General features: G+C 72.9%; 14 protein-coding genes and 2 tRNA genes. 6 read left to right on the top strand and 10 right to left on the bottom strand.

The window, feature by feature from the left end; genetic code table 11:
* Positions 1-194 precede the first annotated feature (194 nt).
* The 3 genes from IE134_RS19440 (at position 195) to IE134_RS19430 (ending at position 4,490) form a co-directional block, all read left to right on the top strand.
* Positions 195-2,018, top strand: coding sequence for an SPFH domain-containing protein (locus IE134_RS19440; RefSeq protein ID WP_242002495.1), 1,824 nt, complete (start codon positions 195-197; stop codon positions 2,016-2,018).
* Positions 2,019-2,220: 202 nt separating this feature from the next.
* On the top strand, positions 2,221-2,811 hold the full coding sequence (locus IE134_RS19435; RefSeq protein WP_030708599.1) for a lytic polysaccharide monooxygenase auxiliary activity family 9 protein: 591 nt from the start codon (positions 2,221-2,223) through the stop codon (positions 2,809-2,811).
* A gap of 26 nt (positions 2,812-2,837) precedes the next feature.
* Complete coding sequence (locus tag IE134_RS19430) at positions 2,838-4,490, top strand: AMP-binding protein (RefSeq protein WP_189431193.1); 1,653 nt, start codon at positions 2,838-2,840, stop codon at positions 4,488-4,490.
* A 59-nt stretch (positions 4,491-4,549) separates the two neighbouring features.
* On the opposite strand, the gene IE134_RS19425 is transcribed toward IE134_RS19430, so the two are convergent.
* The 7 genes from IE134_RS19425 to IE134_RS19395 form a co-directional block, all read right to left on the bottom strand.
* Positions 4,550-4,623, bottom strand: a tRNA-Lys gene (locus IE134_RS19425).
* Positions 4,624-4,695: 72 nt separating this feature from the next.
* Complete coding sequence (locus IE134_RS19420; RefSeq protein ID WP_030708596.1) at positions 4,696-5,454, bottom strand: IclR family transcriptional regulator; 759 nt, start codon at positions 5,452-5,454, stop codon at positions 4,696-4,698.
* Between the two features lie 167 nt (positions 5,455-5,621).
* Positions 5,622-6,479, bottom strand: coding sequence for an ectoine/hydroxyectoine ABC transporter ATP-binding protein EhuA (ehuA, locus tag IE134_RS19415; protein ID WP_030708594.1), 858 nt, complete (start codon positions 6,477-6,479; stop codon positions 5,622-5,624).
* Positions 6,469-7,113 carry an ectoine/hydroxyectoine ABC transporter permease subunit EhuD gene (ehuD, locus tag IE134_RS19410; RefSeq protein ID WP_030708592.1) on the bottom strand — a complete coding sequence of 215 codons (645 nt, stop codon included), beginning with the start codon at positions 7,111-7,113 and terminating at the stop codon, positions 6,469-6,471. Before ehuD ends, ehuA begins: the two co-directional genes overlap by 11 nt.
* The gene (gene ehuC / locus IE134_RS19405; protein WP_030708590.1) at positions 7,110-7,841 is read right to left on the bottom strand and encodes an ectoine/hydroxyectoine ABC transporter permease subunit EhuC; all 732 of its coding nucleotides are present in this window, start codon (positions 7,839-7,841) and stop codon (positions 7,110-7,112) included. Before ehuC ends, ehuD begins: the two co-directional genes overlap by 4 nt.
* 22 nt (positions 7,842-7,863) lie before the next feature.
* A complete protein-coding gene (ehuB, locus tag IE134_RS19400) occupies positions 7,864-8,766 on the bottom strand; it encodes an ectoine/hydroxyectoine ABC transporter substrate-binding protein EhuB (RefSeq protein ID WP_010062798.1) in 903 nt (300 codons plus the stop codon).
* Positions 8,767-9,044: 278 nt separating this feature from the next.
* A complete protein-coding gene (locus tag IE134_RS19395; protein ID WP_032767863.1) occupies positions 9,045-10,022 on the bottom strand; it encodes a D-2-hydroxyacid dehydrogenase in 978 nt (325 codons plus the stop codon).
* 272 nt (positions 10,023-10,294) lie between these two features.
* On the opposite strand from IE134_RS19395, the gene IE134_RS19390 reads away from it, so the two are divergent.
* Both IE134_RS19390 and IE134_RS19385 read left to right on the top strand, forming a co-directional pair.
* A complete protein-coding gene (locus tag IE134_RS19390; protein ID WP_030708586.1) occupies positions 10,295-11,059 on the top strand; it encodes a maleate cis-trans isomerase family protein in 765 nt (254 codons plus the stop codon).
* A 146-nt stretch (positions 11,060-11,205) separates the two neighbouring features.
* The gene (locus tag IE134_RS19385) at positions 11,206-12,348 is read left to right on the top strand and encodes an LLM class flavin-dependent oxidoreductase (RefSeq protein WP_098016954.1); all 1,143 of its coding nucleotides are present in this window, start codon (positions 11,206-11,208) and stop codon (positions 12,346-12,348) included.
* A gap of 50 nt (positions 12,349-12,398) precedes the next feature.
* Here IE134_RS19385 and IE134_RS19380 read toward each other — a convergent pair whose 3' ends face one another.
* Entirely contained in the window at positions 12,399-14,333 is a 1,935-nt protein-coding gene (locus tag IE134_RS19380) for a putative bifunctional diguanylate cyclase/phosphodiesterase (RefSeq protein ID WP_098016955.1), read from the bottom strand.
* 386 nt (positions 14,334-14,719) lie between these two features.
* Here IE134_RS19380 and IE134_RS19375 point away from each other — a divergent pair, with 386 nt between their 5' ends.
* A complete protein-coding gene (locus IE134_RS19375; protein WP_097886180.1) occupies positions 14,720-15,961 on the top strand; it encodes a M6 family metalloprotease domain-containing protein in 1,242 nt (413 codons plus the stop codon).
* Between the two features lie 64 nt (positions 15,962-16,025).
* Here the strand turns inward: IE134_RS19375 and IE134_RS19370 are convergent.
* Together IE134_RS19370 and IE134_RS19365 are read right to left on the bottom strand one after the other, a co-directional pair.
* A tRNA-Lys gene (locus IE134_RS19370) sits at positions 16,026-16,099 on the bottom strand.
* The gene (locus tag IE134_RS19365; protein WP_189431190.1) at positions 16,090-16,788 is read right to left on the bottom strand and encodes a bifunctional DNA primase/polymerase; all 699 of its coding nucleotides are present in this window, start codon (positions 16,786-16,788) and stop codon (positions 16,090-16,092) included. The genes IE134_RS19370 and IE134_RS19365 overlap by 10 nt, the downstream gene beginning before the upstream one ends.
* Between the last annotated feature and the right edge of the window lie 5 nt (positions 16,789-16,793).

Genomic DNA, 16,793 nt, shown 5'->3' with positions numbered 1-16,793 from the left:
CTCGGCCGCCGCTGTTCCGCCCGGTGGGTGACGGGACGCCGGAGCCCGTGCCCGCACCGGAGAGGGGTGGCGCGGGCGGCACCCCGCCGCCGCTGTTCCGCCCGGTGGCCGACCGGACCCCGCCGCCGGACGCCGAGCCTGCGCGCGGGCAGGAGGGCAAGCCTGCGCGCGGGCCGGAGAGTGAGCCTGCTCGGATGCCGGGAGGCGAGCCTGAGCGAGTGCCGGGGGGTGGCAAGGCGTCGCCCCCCGGGGGCGACAAGGCCCCGTCCACCCCGCCCCGGACCGTCACCCCGGAGTCCCCGGCCGTGAGCCTGCACCTGGGGCCGACCCCGGACCGGCCCGCTTCCGACCTCCTTCCCCCGGAGGGCCCGGCCGCCGACCGCCCGGCGGCCTCCACTCCCGGGCGCACGGCTGCTGAGGGGTCCGCCCCTGCCTCTGAGCGCCCCGGCGCTGATGGCCGTGGTCCCGTCTCTGGTGGCCCCGCCGCCAACGGGCCCACCCCCATCTCCGAGCGCCCCGGCGCCGACCGACCCGCCCCCGCCTCTGCCCGTACCGCCCCCGACGGCCCGGGCTCCACTTCCATGCGCCCCGCCGCTGATGGTGGTCGCCCCGCCCCCCTCGACGGGAACCTCCATCTCAAGCCCGTCCGGCGTTTGAGGACGGAACCCTCGGCGGAGTGGACCCCGCATCCCTCCTACGGGGCCGAGCCCGAAAGCCCCAAGCGTGAAAGCCGGGGCGACGCAGGGCCCGACACCGAGCTGGATCTCGTTCTCGACCTCGCCCCCGGCGACCGTGCCGCCTCGGCCACCTTCTCCGTCCCCGCGCCCGCAGCCGCCCCGGTCGCCACCGCCTCGGCGACCGCGACCACCGCGACGTCCCCGAACCCCGGCCGCCGCCACTCCGTCATCGCCAACGAGACCACCGCCTCCATCCCCGTACACCTCCTCTTCCGGGACGACCAGGAGCCGGCCGACGGCGCGGCGGCGCTGCCCGGGCCCGGGGCCGTCGTCCACCGGCCCGGCGGGGACCGTGCGCCCGCCACCCGGCGGCCCCCCGTGCCGCGTTCGCCGCAGACGCGGGTGCGGCCGTCGACCCGGCCCGCCCCGGTCGCCGACCCTCGCCTCGCCGAGAGGCCCGGGCCCGCCCTCTCCGGTTACGCCGCCCTCCTCGCCGGGGCGGCCGGAACCGCGGGCGCCCTGGCCGTCCTGTGGTGGCGCGGCGTGCTGCCCGCCGGCTGGCAGAGCGCCGTCGGCCTCACGCCGCGGCCCGACCTCGGCATCGGCGTCGGCGCCTGGGCCGCCCTCGCCCTCCTCGCCACCGTCGTGCTCCTCGCGCTCGGCGGCCTCGGCCGGGGCCGGGTCGGATACGCGTGGGTGCTGACGCTGTTCGGCGACTACCGGGGCAGCGTCCGCCGCACCGGCCTCGTCTGGGTCTCACCCCTCCTGCTGCGCCGCCGCGTCGACGTACGCCTGCGGCACTGGCGCAGCGAACCGCTGCCCGCCGTCGACGCGAACGGCACCGCCCTGCGCGTGGTCGTCCTCGTGGTGTGGCGGATCAAGGACACCGTCCGGGCCGTCCTCGGCATCGAGGACCACGAGGCGTACCTCAGCGCCCAGGTCGAGGCCGCGATGGCCCGGGTCCTCTCGCAGTTGCCCGCCGACGCGTTCCACGAGGACGCCCCGACCCTGCGCGACGCGGAGGCGGTCGGCGACGCCCTGACCCGGATGCTGAAGGCGGACTGCGAACCGGTCGGCGTCGAGGTGTACTCCGCGCAGCCGACCGGCATCGAGTACGCCCCCGAGGTCGCCGCGGCCATGCAGCGGCGGCGGATCGCCGCGATCGACTCCAAGCACCGCGACAGCGTGCTCACCTCCGTGGTGGACGCGGTCGACGACACCGTCAACCGGCTCACCACGCGCGGCATCGTCGAGCTCGACGACTACGAACGCAAGGCGCTCGTCAAGGACTTGACGGTTGCCTTCTACACCGGTCGCAGCGGGGGAGGGGACGGGGCCTGAGGGTCGGGGGGAGGTTCCGGGGCGGCCCGGGAGGGCCGCCGGAATACGACGCTCATTGGTCTGGACATGTTCACGTCGCGTCAATAATCTAAGACTTGGTCTAGACCGCAGCACCGCGTCACGCACAGCACTCCGTACCAAGCGCGCAGCAGTCGAGCAATGCTCATGGAACCTCCCCCACGTTCTAGAGGAGCGAAAGCCCATGCGGAAAAAGGCAAGCGCGGCCGTGATCGGCCTGGCGATAGCGGGCGTTTCGGTGCTCGCGACCAACACCGCCAGCAGCCACGGCTACACGGACTCCCCGATCAGCCGTCAGAAGCTCTGTGCCAACGGCACGGTGACCGGCTGCGGCAACATCCAGTGGGAGCCGCAGAGCGTCGAGGGCCCCAAGGGCTTCCCGGCGGCAGGACCGGCGGACGGCAAGATCTGCTCCGGCGGCAACGGGCAGTTCGCCCAGCTCGACGACCCCAGAGGGGGCAACTGGCCCGCCACGCAGGTCACCGGCGGACAGGGCTACAGCTTCCGCTGGCAGTTCACCGCCCGCCACTCCACCAGCGACTTCCGCTACTACATCACCAAGAACGGCTGGGACTCCACCAAGCCGCTCACCCGGGCCGCACTCGAATCGCAGCCCTTCATGACCGTGCCCTACGGCAACCAGCAGCCGCCGGCCACCCTGACCCACCAGGGCACGATCCCCACCCAGAAGACCGGCAAGCACATCATCCTCGCCGTGTGGAACGTCGCGGACACCACCAACGCGTTCTACGCCTGCTCCGACGTTAAGTTCTGACGCTTCATCAGTTATCGTGCGGCGCCATGAGGAGTACCGGCACCGTCGCGGAGCTCGTACGACGTCAATGGGGTGACCACCGGCCCGCCCTGAAGCACGGCCCCACCGTGCTCAGTCATCACCAGGTGGTCGAGGGCGCCGCCGCACGGGCGGCGCTCCTCGCGGATCTGCTGCCACGCGGCGGCGAACCGCACCTCGGCGTCCTGCTGGACAACACCCCTGAGTTCCCGCTGTGGCTCAGCGCGGCGGCCCTGGCCGGGGCCGCCGTCGCGGGGATCAACCCCACCCGGCGCGGCCCCGAGCTGGCCCGCGACATCCTGCACACCGAAGCCCGCCTCCTGATCACCGAGCGCGCCCACCTGCCGCTCCTCGACGGTCTGGAGCTGCCGGGGGTACGGGTCCTGGTCACCGACACCGAGGCGTACGCCGCCCTGCTCGCCCCCTACGCGGGCGCACGCCCCGGCGACGCCCAGCTCGCCCCGGTCGGCCCCGGCAGCCGCATGCTCCTCTACTTCACCTCCGGCTCCACCGGCGCGCCCAAGGCCGCGGTCTGCACCCAGGGCCGGCTCGCCGGAGCGGGCGCCTCCCTCGCCGGGCACTTCGGCGTCAGGCCTTCCGACACCCACTACATCTGCATGCCGATGTTCCACGGCAACGCCGTCCTCGCCGACTGGGCCCCCGCCCTCGCCGCCGGGGCCGCCATAGCGCTGCGCCCCCGCTTCTCCGCCTCCGCCTTCCTCGACGACGTACGCGGCTACGGCGCGACGTACTTCACCTACGTGGGGCGCGCCGTGCAGTACCTGCTGGCCACCCCCGAGCGCCCCGACGACCGGGACCACCCGCTGCGCCTGGGCTTCGGCACCGAGGCCGGGGCGGTGGACGCGGCCCGCTTCCGGGAGCGGTTCGGGGTGCGGCTGGTGGAGGGGTACGGCTCCTCCGAGGGCGGCGCGGCGATCCAGCACACCCCGGGCACCCCGCGGGGCGCGATCGGCCGGGCCGCCCCGGGCGACGATCTCGCCGTCGTCGACCCGGAGAGCGGCGAGGAGCGGCCCCCGGCCCGGTTCGGCCCGGGCGGGCGGCTGCTCAACGGGGACGAGGCCATCGGCGAGCTGGTCAACCGGGGCCCGACGCCCTTCGAGGGCTACTGGCGCAACCCGGCGGCGGACGCGGAACGGGCCCGGCGCGGCTGGTACTGGACCGGGGACCTCTTCTACCGGGACCCCGAGGGCTTCCTCTACTTCGCGGGCCGCACCGACGACCGGCTCCGCGTCGACAGCGAGAACCTGGCCGCCGCGACGATCGAGAACATCCTCGCCCGCTGGGAGGAGGCGGCGGCCGCCGCCGTCCACGCGGTCCCGGACCCTGTCACCGGCGACCAGGTGATGGCCGCCCTGGTGCTCCGGGCGGGCGCGGCCTTCGACCCGGCGGCCTTCGCCGCGTTCCTGCGCGCCCAGCCGGACCTGGGGACGAAGATGGCGCCCCGATTCGTCCGGATCCTCGACCGGATGCCGGTCACCGCGACGAACAAGATCCACCGGGTGGCGCTGCGCCGGGAGGGCTTCCGCTGCCCGGACCCGGTCTGGTGGGACCGGGACGGCGACGGGACGTATGTGCTGCTGGACGCGACGGGGCTCGCGGCCCTGCTGGAACAGTACGAGGAGCACGGCACGCCACTGTGAGCCGTACCCCGGAAAAGCGAAGGGGCGGCCTTCGCGAAGAAGACCGCCACCCCGTGTCGTGCGCCGTCAGGGACTCGAACCCCGGACCCGCTGATTAAGAGTCAGCTGCTCTAACCAACTGAGCTAACGGCGCCTGCTGACTCGAAAATAATACCTGGTCCGGAGGGGTGCTGATGACCACCCCGCCCGGAGCCCCCTCCGGCCGTCACAGCGCCAGCGACAGCAGCACCGGCGCCGCCCGGCGGCTCAGCGTCTCGGCCGCCGACCGCAGCCGGTGCGCGTCCTCGATGGGCAGCGACAGGGCGAGGCAGCCCGCGGCGGAGCCGGCCGTCAGCGGCACGGCCGCGCAGACGGTGCCCACCGCGTACTCCTGGAGATCCAGCACCGGGACCGTGGCGGACTGGGCGTCCAGCTGGGAGAAGAGGATCTTCTCGTCGGTGATCGTCCGCGAGGTGAGCCGGGCCGTCCGGTGCCGGGAGATGTGGTCGCGCCGCCCGTCGTGGTCGAGCTGGGCCAGCAGACACTTGCCGACCGCGCTGGCGTGCGCCGAGGAGCGGAAGTCCACCCACTCGTTGACCGCGGGGGTGAGCGGTCCGTCCGCGACCTGGGTCACACTGACCTCGCCGTCCACATACCGGCTGAGGTAGACGGCCGCGCCGACGGAGTCGCGCAGCTCGGACAGGGTGAGCTGGAGGCGGTCCTCCAGGGCCTGGCGGCGGGCCGCCCCGGAGCCGAGCAGCAGCAGGGACGCGCCGATGACGTACGCGCCGTCGCTGACCTGCTCCACATAGCCCTCGCGGCGCAGGGTGAGCAGGAGGGAGGCGAGGTGGCCGGTCGGCAGCCCCGTCTCGCGGGAGATCTGGGCATCGGTCACCCCGTTGCCGTGCTTGGAGACCGATTCGAGCACGCGCAGGGCGTACTGCACCGAGTGGAACGGCGCCGTCGGCTCGGGCTTCAACGCCACGGTGTCCCCCTACCAGGTTGTGACCGCAAGCTTTCGCCCCACGATAGCCGCCGGAAGGCCCCCGCGGGGCGGCAGTTGACGAGTCAGTAGGGGCGCCCCGGAGCTGTCATCTGGGGCGCACCCGTCTGGCATATGCCACTGTCATGGGCGGCATCTCAACTGCGAGGTCACAGCACCGCGTTGAGGAACTCGCGCGTACGTTCGTGTGACGGATCCGAGAAGATTTTTTCCGGGGACCCGGACTCCACGACCCGTCCCGCGTCGAACATCAGGACCTTCTCCGACACGTCCCGGGCGAAGTTCATCTCGTGGGTCACGCAGAGCATGGTGATGTCGGTGTTGCGGGCGATGTCGCCGAGCAGCTCCAGCACCCCGGCCACCAGCTCCGGGTCGAGCGCGGAGGTCACCTCGTCGAGCAGCAGGATCTCCGGCTCCATCGCCAGCGCCCGCGCGATCGCCACCCGCTGCTGCTGGCCGCCGGAGAGCTGGGAGGGGTGGGCGTCGACCTTCGCCGAGAGCCCGACCAGGTCGAGCAGCTCCCGGGCCCGGGCCTCCGCCGCCTCGCGGCTCTGGCCGAGCACGCTGACCGGGGCCTCGGTGATGTTCTCGATCACCTTCATGTTCGGGAAGAGATTGAACTGCTGGAAGACCATCCCGATCTTCTTCCGGGACTCGCGCAGCTGCTTCTCGCCCGCGGGCTTCAGCGAACCGTCCGGGGTGCGTATGTGCGTCAGCGGGGAACCGTCGACCCAGATCACCCCGCCGCTGACCTTCTCCAGCGTCATCAGCAGCCGCAGGATCGTGGTCTTGCCCGAGCCGCTGGGCCCGATCAGGGTGACGTGCTCGCCGCGGTCCACGGTGAAGTCCAGCTCGTCCAGGACCACATGGTCGCCGTAGCGCTTGACCACCTTGTCGAACCGGACCAGCGGCTCGCCCGTGCGGGCCGCGGCGGGGACGGCGTCCTCGGGAGCGGCGGCCGGCCCGGGCGAATCCGTCTTCTGCAGGGGGAGGGGTTCAGTGGCCAAGGCGCTTCTCCAGCTTTCTCATCAACAGCGACGTGGGGTAGCTCGCGACCAGGAAGATCAGGCCGGCGAGGGTGAACACCTCGGTGTACGCGAAGTTGTCGGCCCCGTACTTCCGGGCCTCGAAGACCATCTCCTGCACCGTGATCACGGCGAGGAACGGTGTCTCCTTGAACATCGAGATCGCGTAGTTCCCGAGCGCGGGCAGCACATTGCGCACCGCCTGCGGCAGGATCACGGCCTGCCAGGTCCGCCGGGGCGACAGCGACAGCGCGCGGCACGCCTCCCACTGGCCCTTCGGCACCCCGTCGATCCCGGCCCGGTAGACCTCGGAGGTGTACGCGGCGTAGTGGATCCCCAGCACCGCGATGCCGATGTACAGCGGCTCCACCGTGTTGAACAGGGCCGCCGCTCCGACCAGTTGCACCAGCAGCGGGGTGGAGCGGACGAACTCCGTGACGAGGCGCACCGGGACGGTCACGAACCGGCTGGGCGCCCGCCCGGCCATCGCGACGACCAGCCCCAGCACGGCCGCCACCAGGGTGCCGAGGACGGTCGCGAGCAGGGTGACCCGGAACCCCTCCAGCAGGAGCGGCAGGGACTCGCCGGCGGCGTCCCAGTCGAAGCCGTCGTTCATCGGGTACCTCCCACGGCGGCGGTGGACGCGCTGCGGCTCTTGAACAGGCTCTTCGCGCCGGTGTCCAGGCCGAGCCGCCGCTTGGCGCTCCGCTCCAGCAGATTCATCAGCATCGTCAGGGCGTACGCCAGCACGAAGTAGGCGGCCAGCAGGGTCAGATAGGCGGTGAGCGTCTCACCGGTGCGGTCGCGCAGCTGCTGGACCACCGTCATCAGGTCGGCGGCGGAGATCAGCCACAGCAGCGGGGTCGCCTTGAGCAGCTGGATCAGCAGGTTGGTGAAGCTCGGGATCATCTGCACCCACGCCTGCGGCAGGATCACCTTCCACAGCCGCCTGGCCGGGCTGAGGTTGAGCGCGATCGCCGCCTCGTACTGCCCGCGCGGTACGGAGTTGATGGCGCCCCGCACCACTTCGGCGCCGTACGCACCGAAGTTGAGGCCGAACGCGACCACCCCGCAGATGACGGGGGTCAGTTCGTAGCCGGTCACCAGCGGCATCGCGTAGTAGAGCCAGAACAGCTGGATGTAGAGGGAGGTGCCCCGGAAGAACTCCACGACCACCCGGGAGACCCCGCGTGCCAGGAGCAGCCGGCTGCCCGCCATCAGGCCGAGCGCGAACGCCAGCACCCCGGCCAGCAGCGCGCCCAGGACCGTGGCCTGGAGCGTCACCCACAGGCCCGACCGTACGCGGGGGAACTCCTCGACGAGGAGGGAGAAGAAGTCGCTCATGCGCGCGCGCCCGCCCGCCCCGTCAGCCCTTGCACAGGTCCGCCGTCTTCAGGTCCTCCGGCGGGATCTCCGACTCCCCGAAGCCGTACGGCTCCAGCAGCTGCACATAGCGCGAGCGGTCGGAGACGATCTTCTTCAGCTCACGGTTGAAGGAGTCCCGCAGGTCCTCGTTGCCCTTGCGGAACACCGCGCCGCCCGGCGAGAACTGCGCGTTGCCGTCGATCTGGGGCACGAACGGCTCGGTGACCTCGGTGTCCGGGTTGGTCTTCGCCAGCCAGCGCAGCGAGATGCCGGTGAGCAGGAAGGCGTCGATCCGGCCGCCCTTGACGGCGTCCGCCCCGTCCTGCGGCTTCTGCAGCGTCTTGATCTTGCCCTCGGCGATGCCCGCGCCCTTGGCGTAACTGCCCTCGACCGCACCGGACATCACGCCGATGGTGACGCCCGCCTCCTTCGCGGAGGCCAGGTCGGTGAGCTTCTTCGGGTTGCCCTTCTTCACCATCAGCGCGGTCGGCGAGATGAACTCCGGCTCGGAGAAGATCGCGTTGCCGCAGCGCTCCGGGGTGATGGCCATACCCGCGCTGACCACGTCGTACTTGCCCGCCTGGAGCCCCGGGATCAGCCCGTCCCACTCGGAGAGCGTCGGCTTCAGCTCGTCCACCCCGAGCGCCTTGAAGATCTCCCGGTGCAGCGTCGGGGCCTCGCCCTTGAGCTCTTTGCCCTCCAGGTAGCCGTACGGGGCCTCGTTGGCGTACGCCACCCGCACGAACCCCTGCTTGCGGAGCTTCTCCAGGGCGCCCTCGCCCGTCGCGGAGCCGGCGTCGGTCTTGCTGCACGCGGTGAGGAGGCCGGGCACGACGAGGAGGCCGCCCACGGCCGCCGTTCCGTTGAGGAAACCCCGGCGGGACAGGTTCGGGAATTCAGCCATGGTTCGCAATCTCCTGGAGGTCGAACAGTCCGGACAGGGTGAGCGCCTGCCCGATCCCGTACGTCTATGCGGGTAGCCGGAGGCATGTGACCCAACAGTGGCCGGAAGGTGACCTTCCCGTGCCCGGAGAGAGGCGGAGCGCGACCAGAGGTGCGCGGGGTGCGACCGAGGTGTGCGGAGTGCGACCGTGTGTGTGCGATGGCGTGTTCCCCCGTCGCCGACGGTTCATGACTGTGTGTCGGCCACGGGGCGCCGGGGGCGTTCGTCGTCCGGGCCGCTCACCCGTTGGCGTCGCCGGTCCCGTCGAGGTCGGCGGAGGGGACGTAACCGCGTTGCTTGTCGACCACGTTGGGCAACGGCTCGCCCCGCGACCAGCGTTCGTACAGCGCGACGAACTGCTCGCCCAGCCGGTCGCGCCACCCCACCGTGTCCCCGCTCAGGTGCGGCGAGACCAGCAGTCCCGGTACGTCCCACAACGGGCTGTCGGCGCCCAGCGGTTCGTCCTCGAACACATCGAGCGCCGCGCCCGCGAACCAGCGGCGGTTCAGCGCGTCCACCAGGTCGGACTGGACCACGCTCGCCCCGCGCCCCACGTTGATGAAGCGCGCCGACGGCTGGAGCAGACCGAAGAAGCGGGAGTCGAACATCCCGCGCGTGGCCTCGGTCAGCGGGGCCGCCGCGATCACCCAGTCCGCCCGCGCCGCCAGCCGGTCCAGATCCTCCGCCCCGTGGATGGTGCGCCGGGCGGTCCGCCCCACCAGGGCCACCGTGACCCCCAGGCCGTGCAGGAGCCGGGTGATCTCCCGGCCGATGGGGCCCGCGCCGACGACCACCGCCCGTGAACCGGCGACCCGCTGCCCCTCGCGGTGGTGCCAGCGCCGCTCCCGTTGCAGCTCCAGGGTGCCGGGGAGGTCCTTGGCCATCGCCAGCACCAGCCCCGCCACGTACTCCGCGATCGGCCGCTCGAAGACGCCCCGCGCGTTGGTCAGCACGGTGTCGGAGGCGACCAGCTCCGGGCAGAGCAGCCGGTCCACGCCCGCGCTCGCCGAGTGCACCCAGCCTGGCCGCCGCCCCGGCCCCGGCCAGGCGTCCCGTACGGCGTCCGACGCGAAGTCCCACACCAGCAGCACATCGGCGGCCGGCAGCCGCTCGGCGAGCGTGGCGGCGTCCGCGTACCGCACCTCCACCCGGCCGGTGAGCCTGCCGAGCCGCGGGGAGGGGTCGGCGTCGAGGACGAGCAGGACGGGATCCGGCATGGGTGGTCGGCCCTCCGCGACGGAACGGACAAGATCGACCGCCCACGCTCGCAGCAGGTCACCGCCGCGTCAACGACGCCCGGCCGCGCGCCCCGGCGACCGCCCGGGGGAATACTGGGAACAAGTCGGGGCAAGAGTGACCGGTCGCGCGGTCACGGCCGCCGGAGCGTCCGGAGGGCCGCGGCGGCCCCGTGACGGGGCCCGCCCACCGCGATCCCGTGAGGGGATCGCCCGCCGCGCGGCGAGCCGTCGACGCACAAGGAAGGGTGGACATGACGACCGTAGGACTTCTCTACCCGGGCCACGCCGCCGAGGACGACTTCCCACGGACCGAGATCCTGCTCGACACCGACATCCGGCTGCCCCTGTTCTCCACCGAGACCGGCGAGGACGTCTACCGCGCGGACGCGCTGCGTGAGCAGGGCGACCCCGACCGGATCGCCGAGGGCGTCGAGGAGCTGCGCCTCGCCGGGGCCGAAGCGCTGATCTGGGCCTCCAGCGGCGGCAGCTTCGGGCAGGGCTGGAAGGGCGCCCACGAGCAGATCGCCACGCTCGCCCGGGCGGCCGGGCTGCCCGCCTCCAGCACCTCTATCGGCTTCGGCCACGCGGTACGGGAACTGGGCGCCCGCCGGGTCGCCGTCGCCGCGCCCTACCCGGACGACGTCACCGGGCTCTTCGCCGACTTCCTGGCGTCGGCGGGCGTGGAGGTGGTGGCCGCCGCGTCCGGCGGGGCCGCTTCGTCGGCCGAGGCCGGATCCTGGGGCCCGGACGAGGTGAAGCGGCTGGTGCGGGAGGCGGACCACCCGGACGCCGAGGTGGTGCTGGTCCCGGACACCTCCCTGCACACCACCGCGTACATCCCCGAGCTGGAGGAGCTGCTCGGCAAGCCCGTGCTCACCGCCAACCAGGTCACCGTCTGGGAGGGGCTGCGCCTCGCCGACCGCCGGACCTGGGCGCCGACGCTCGGCACCCTGTTCGCCAGCCGCGAGCCGGTGTTGCGGAAGCTGGAGCCGAAGGGCATCGAGGTACGGGAGTAGCGCGCGGCCCGCGACCTGGTCCGCCGGGAACCAGCCGTGTCGGCCCGGACTCGTCGGGATCATCGTCCGGGAATAAAACGGAGTCGCCCTCCTGTTGTCCCTCCGATACGCAGACGTACGACAGCAGCACCGGGAGAGGCCGACACGTGGACGACATCCGAGGCGACGAGACCAGCGGCGACGCGAGCGGCCGGGCAGCCGACGGCGACGGGATCCGGGGCGCCGCAGCCGGGACGGCCACCGTTCCGCTGTCCGTCCTCGACCTGGTCACCGTGGGGCAGGGCCGCACCGCGACCCAGGCCCTGCGCACCAGCGTGGAGATCGCGAAGCTCACCGAGAGCCGCGGCTTCCACCGCTTCTGGGTCGCCGAGCACCACTCCATGCCCGGGGTCGCCTCGTCCTCCCCGGCCGTGATCCTCGCGCACATCGCCGCCCACACCGAGCGCATCCGCCTCGGCTCCGGCGGGGTGATGCTGCCCAACCACGCCCCGCTGGTGATCGCCGAGCAGTTCGGCACCCTGGAGGCGATGGCCCCGGGCCGCGTCGACCTCGGCCTCGGCCGCGCCCCCGGCACGGACGGCGCGACGGCGGCGGCGCTGCGGCGCACGGACCGGCTGAACGAGGGCGCGGACGACTTCCCGCAGCAGCTGATGGAGCTGATCCGCTTCCTGGACGACGACTTCCCGGACGGGCACCCGTACGCCCGGATCCACGCCGTACCGGGCCCGGTCCAGGCGACCTCGCCCGGCGGGGTGCAGTCCGCCCACCGGCCGCCCGTCTGGCTGCTCGGCTCCTCCGGGTTCAGCGCGCGGCTGGCCGGGACGCTGGGGTTGCCGTTCGCCTTCGCGCACCACTTCTCGGCGCAGAACACCATCCCGGCGCTCGACCTGTACCGCGAGTCCTTCCGGCCCTCCGCCGTGCTGGACGCCCCGTACGCCCTGATCGGGGTCTCGGCGCTGGCCGCCGACGACGAGCGCGAGGCCCGCCGCCAGGTGCTCACCGGGGCGCTGTCCATGGTCCGGCTGCGCACCGGCCGCCCCGGGCTGATCCCGAGCCCGGAGGAGGCCGAGGCGTACGACTTCTCCCCGATGGAGCGGGAGTTCGTCGACGGCTGGCTCGCCAACGTCATCCACGGCACCGCCGACGAGGTCCGTACCGGCCTGGACGACCTGGCCAAGCGCACCGGAGCCGACGAGCTGATGATCACCGCCAACGCGCACGGCGGGGACGCGCGGCTGCGCAGCTACGACCTGATCGCGGACGCGTACGGCCTGCCGACCGCCTCGTAGACCGTGCGGGGTCCAGGGCGGGCGGTGGCGGTCCCGATCGCCCCGGGGCCTCAGCCCTCCAGCGGCCGGGACCCGATCAGCCCCGCGATCTGCTCCGGCGCCACGGCCCGTGAGTACAGCCACCCCTGCCCGGTGTCGCAGCCGATCCGCCGCAGCCGCTCCGCCTGCCCGGCCGTCTCCACGCACTCCGCGGTGACGGTCAGGCCCAGGCGGTGCGCCAGCTGCACCATGGCCTCCACGATCGTTTCGTCGGCCGGGCTCGGATGCGTACCGTCCTCGTACCGGAAGCCCTTCACGAACGCCCCGTCCAGTTTCAGGACGGAGACGGGCAGCCGGCTGAGGTAGGCGAGGTTCGAATAGCCCGTCCCGAAATCGTCGATGGCGATCCGTACGCCCATGTCGCTCAGCGCCTGGAGCGCTCTCAGCGGACGGCCGCCGGAGCCCATCACCGCCGACTCGGTCAGCTCCAGCTGGAGCAGCCCGGGGGCGAGTCCGGTCTCGGCCAGGATCTCCGCCACGTCCGCCACCAGGTCGGAGTCCCACACCTGCCGTACGGCGACGTTGACGCTGATGAACAGCGGCGGCTCGTCCGGGTGGTCCAGCTCCCAGCGCCGCGCCTGGCGGCACGCGGTGCGCAGGATCCACCGGCCGAGCTGGACGATCGAGCCGTCCTCCTCGGCGATCTGGACGAACCGATTCGGCGGCAGCACCCCGAACTGCGGGTGGTTCCAGCGCACCAGCGCCTCGACCCCGCGCAGCACCCCGTCGGCCATCCCGACGAGCGGCTGGTACTCCAGCGTGAACTCGCCGCGCTCCACGGCGGGCCGGAGCGTGGAGGAGAGGGACTGGCGGGTCATGCGGTGGGCGTTGCGCTCGGGGTCGAACAGGGTCCAGCGCGCCCGGCCGTCCGCCTTCGCCCAGTACAGCGTGGTGTCGGCGGCCTGCATCAGACCGGTGGGCGAGGTGCCCGCGGCGGTCCGCTCGACCACGCCGATCGACGCGGAGACCGAGAGCCGCTGTCCGGCCAGGTCGAACGGCTGCTGGAGCGCGGCGAGGACCGAGCGGGCCAGGTCGGTCAGCTCCTGGGTGCCGGCCGAGTCCTCGACCAGGATCGCGAACTCGTCGCCGCCCAGGCGCGCCACCAGCCGGTTGCCCCCGGTGTTGCGGGAGGCGTCGTTCTCGGCGCAGTCGGTGAGCCGCGCGGCGACGGCGGCCAGCAGCCGGTCCCCGGTGCGGTGGCCCAGGGTGTCGTTGATCGCCTTGAAGCCGTCCAGGTCCAGGTAACAGAGGCCGATCCGGGCGTGCTGCCGGGACGGCAGCGAGTCGTCCTGGTACGGCGGGGTCTCCAGGGCCGAGGCGAGGCGCTCGAAGAACAGCGTCCGGTTGGGCAGCCGGGTCACCGGGTCGTGCATCTGGAGGTGGCGCAGCCGCTCCTGGAGCTCCCGCCGGTCGCTGACGTCCGCGACCGTCAGGAGCACCCGGGCGGACTCCGCCGCCGAGGCTCCCGTCATCGGTACGACGGTGATCTCGGCCCACAGGGAGCGACCGTCGGGGTGCTTGAGCCGGCGCGTGCAGCGGAACCGGGAACGCCGGCCGAGGAGCACCTCGCGGTACGCGTGCCAGGTGCGGTCGTCGCCGGCGAGGTCGAGCAGTTCGCACGCCTGCCGCCCGGCGAGGACCGCCGCCGGGGTGCCCAGGAGCCCGCCGAGCGCCTCGTTGGCCCGCACGACATGGCCCCGGCCGTCGACGACGCCCATGGGCAGTGTGGCGGCGTTGAACGCGGCCCGGTAGTCGCGCAGCTCGGAGGCGGCGGCACCGGGGTCACCCCCGGCGGGACCGGTCCGGGTGGAATCGGCCCGGGTGGAGTCGGTCCGGGCGGGACCGTTCTCGGCCGGGGCCGTCGTATGACGCTCCGTGACCGGCGCGGCGGGCGTGCCCGGGGCCGTGCCTGCCGAGGCCCTCTGCCCTTCGGAGGTTCCGCTCACCGCTCGCTCCCGCTGTGAAGGTCGTTGTGAACTGGTGGGGTCGGACTGGCCACCGGGTGGTGGTCCCGTGAAGGGGCCCGTTCCACGCGGGAAAGCGTGGTGAAGCATAGAGGGTGCCGCGTCGGCCGTTCCAGCTCACCGTCCGGTCCGGGCCACCGCGCGCGGCCGGAAGTGAGCGGGAGCAGGCGTTCCGCTTTGCCCGGTCCTGCTCATTTCTGCACGGATCTGTTGCATCGAGCGACTGGGCCGACTGACGGTGACGTTCCGTGAAGGTGTGGGTGGCGATTTTGACCGCTGACCCGTGTGGGGCAGCACAACAGGGCGTGGCGTGGTGAAGCGGCACAGGGTGGACGGGATGGACCGTGTTTCCCCACCCGGAGGTCGATGTGCCGTCCCGTCGCGGGCCCGGGGGAGAGGATCGGCCGCCCCTGCGCAGTCTGGCCGCCGCCGCCACCTCCCTGCTGGCGCTCGCCGCCATGTCCCTCGTCGCGGGCCCCGCCGTGGCCGCCACGGGCGACGCCACGCCCTGCGCCCTGCCCCGGACGGCGGCCCACCACTCGCTCGGCCTGAACACCTGGAACGCGGCCTATCCGCGCCCCGATCAGAGCCTCGACGCGGTCATGGTCTTCCTGTCCTTCCCGGACTCCGAGCCGGTGCTCACTCCCGAGGCGCTCACCGCCGACCACTTCCCCGCCACCACCCGCTTCTTCGAACGCGCCAGCTATGGCCGGTTCACCCTGCGCCCGCACCCGCAGCGGACCTGGACGCAGATGCCGCGCGACTCCACCTGGTACGCCATAGAGCGGGACTGGAACGCCGAGCGGCGCACCGCCTACCTCCGGGACGCCATCGCCGCCGCCGACGACGACGTGGACTTCTCCCGGTACGACGTCGTCTACCTGGTGGCCGACCCGGACGCCCCCGGCGTCGACTCCGACGCCACGAAGGTCGTCAACTTCGACCGGCCGCTGCGCGCCGACGGCCATGACATCCGGCGCGTCGTCACGGTCTTCGAGCAGCACCCGCCCGACCGCAACGTCCTCGCCCACGAGACCGGGCACGTCTTCGACCTCGCCGACCTCTACCACCGGCCCACCGACGGCAAGGGCGACTGGGACACGTACGTCGGCGACTGGGACGTCATGGGCAGCCAGTTCGGCCTCGCCCCCGACCTGTTCGGCTGGCACAAGTGGAAGCTCGGCTGGCTCGGCGGCCGGCAGGTCGTCTGCGTCCAGGGCTCGGCCGACCTCACCCTGGAACCGGTCGCCGCCGCCCCGGTGCCGGGCGGCTCGATCGGGACCCGGCTCGCCGTCGTCCGTACCGGCACCGACAGCGCCCTGGCCATCGAGGCCCGCAGCGCCACCGGCAACGACCGGGACACCTGCGCCGAGGGCATCCTGATCTACCGCGTCCGCAGCGAGACGGCCTCCGGCGGCGGACCCGTCGAGGTCGTCGACACGCATCCGGAGACCGGGGCCTGCTGGGACCGCTCGGTCTACCCGCCGCTGGCCGACGCCCCGCTCGGGGTCGGCGAGACCTTCACCGTCCCGGGCGGCGCCACCCGTATCGAGGTCGCCGACCGCACCCCGTCCGGCTCCTGGACCGTCCGGATCACCGCAGGAGTCTGACACCTCCCGCCGGCCCCCGCACACGAAGAAGCCCCCCGCTTGCGCGAGGGGCTTCTTCTGTCTGTGCGCCGTCAGGGACTCGAACCCCGGACCCGCTGATTAAGAGTCAGCTGCTCTAACCAACTGAGCTAACGGCGCCTGCTGACGTCGTAGACATTAGCACCCTGATCCGCCCGAGGAAAAATCGTATGTGCGGGGCCCCGCGAGGACGCGGAACGGCTCACCCGCACGCATGCCCAGAGCAGCACATCGGGACCCGGCAGCCACGGCGTACGGGTGTCGGGGGCGACCACCCATCGCGGCCCGCCTTCCGACGAAGCGCAGGTCAGCGGCGGTACGGTCACGGCGTCCCCGGTGCCGTGGCAGAGCAGGGGCGGCACAGGGCCACGCGACTCCCCGGGGCCGCCGGACCCCTCGGAACCGCCGGTTCCCCACTCCTCCCAGGCGAGCAGCGAGGGCAGCCGCTGGGCCGTTCCGGGGGCGGCGAACAGCAGAATCCGGCCCCGGTGCGTGGCGACCGGACCGGAGCCGGGCCCCTCCGCCCAGAGCCGCTCCAGCATCCGCCGCCCGAACAGCGCCGGTACGTTCACCACGTCGAAAGCGGAACCGCAGGGCAGCACCCCGGGGGCGGTGGGGTGCTCCTCCCACTGGGCGAGCGTGCTGCGCGGGTAGGGGGCGGCCCCGGCCAGCCAGGCGGCGCCGGCCGCCGTGACCTGGGCGGCCTGGGATCCGGACTGGTCCCGGAGCAGGGCGAAGATGTCGACGCCGTGGTGCGCGACGGCGGCACCGGTCTGCAGGGTCGTTGTGTCTTTCAGCCATGCGCTCATGAAGC

Origin of the sequence: Streptomyces rubiginosohelvolus, assembly GCF_014649875.1 — a bacterium.
GTDB classification, from domain to species: Bacteria; Actinomycetota; Actinomycetes; order Streptomycetales; family Streptomycetaceae; genus Streptomyces; species Streptomyces rubiginosohelvolus.
This window is presented reverse-complemented; position numbering and strand designations above follow the sequence as displayed.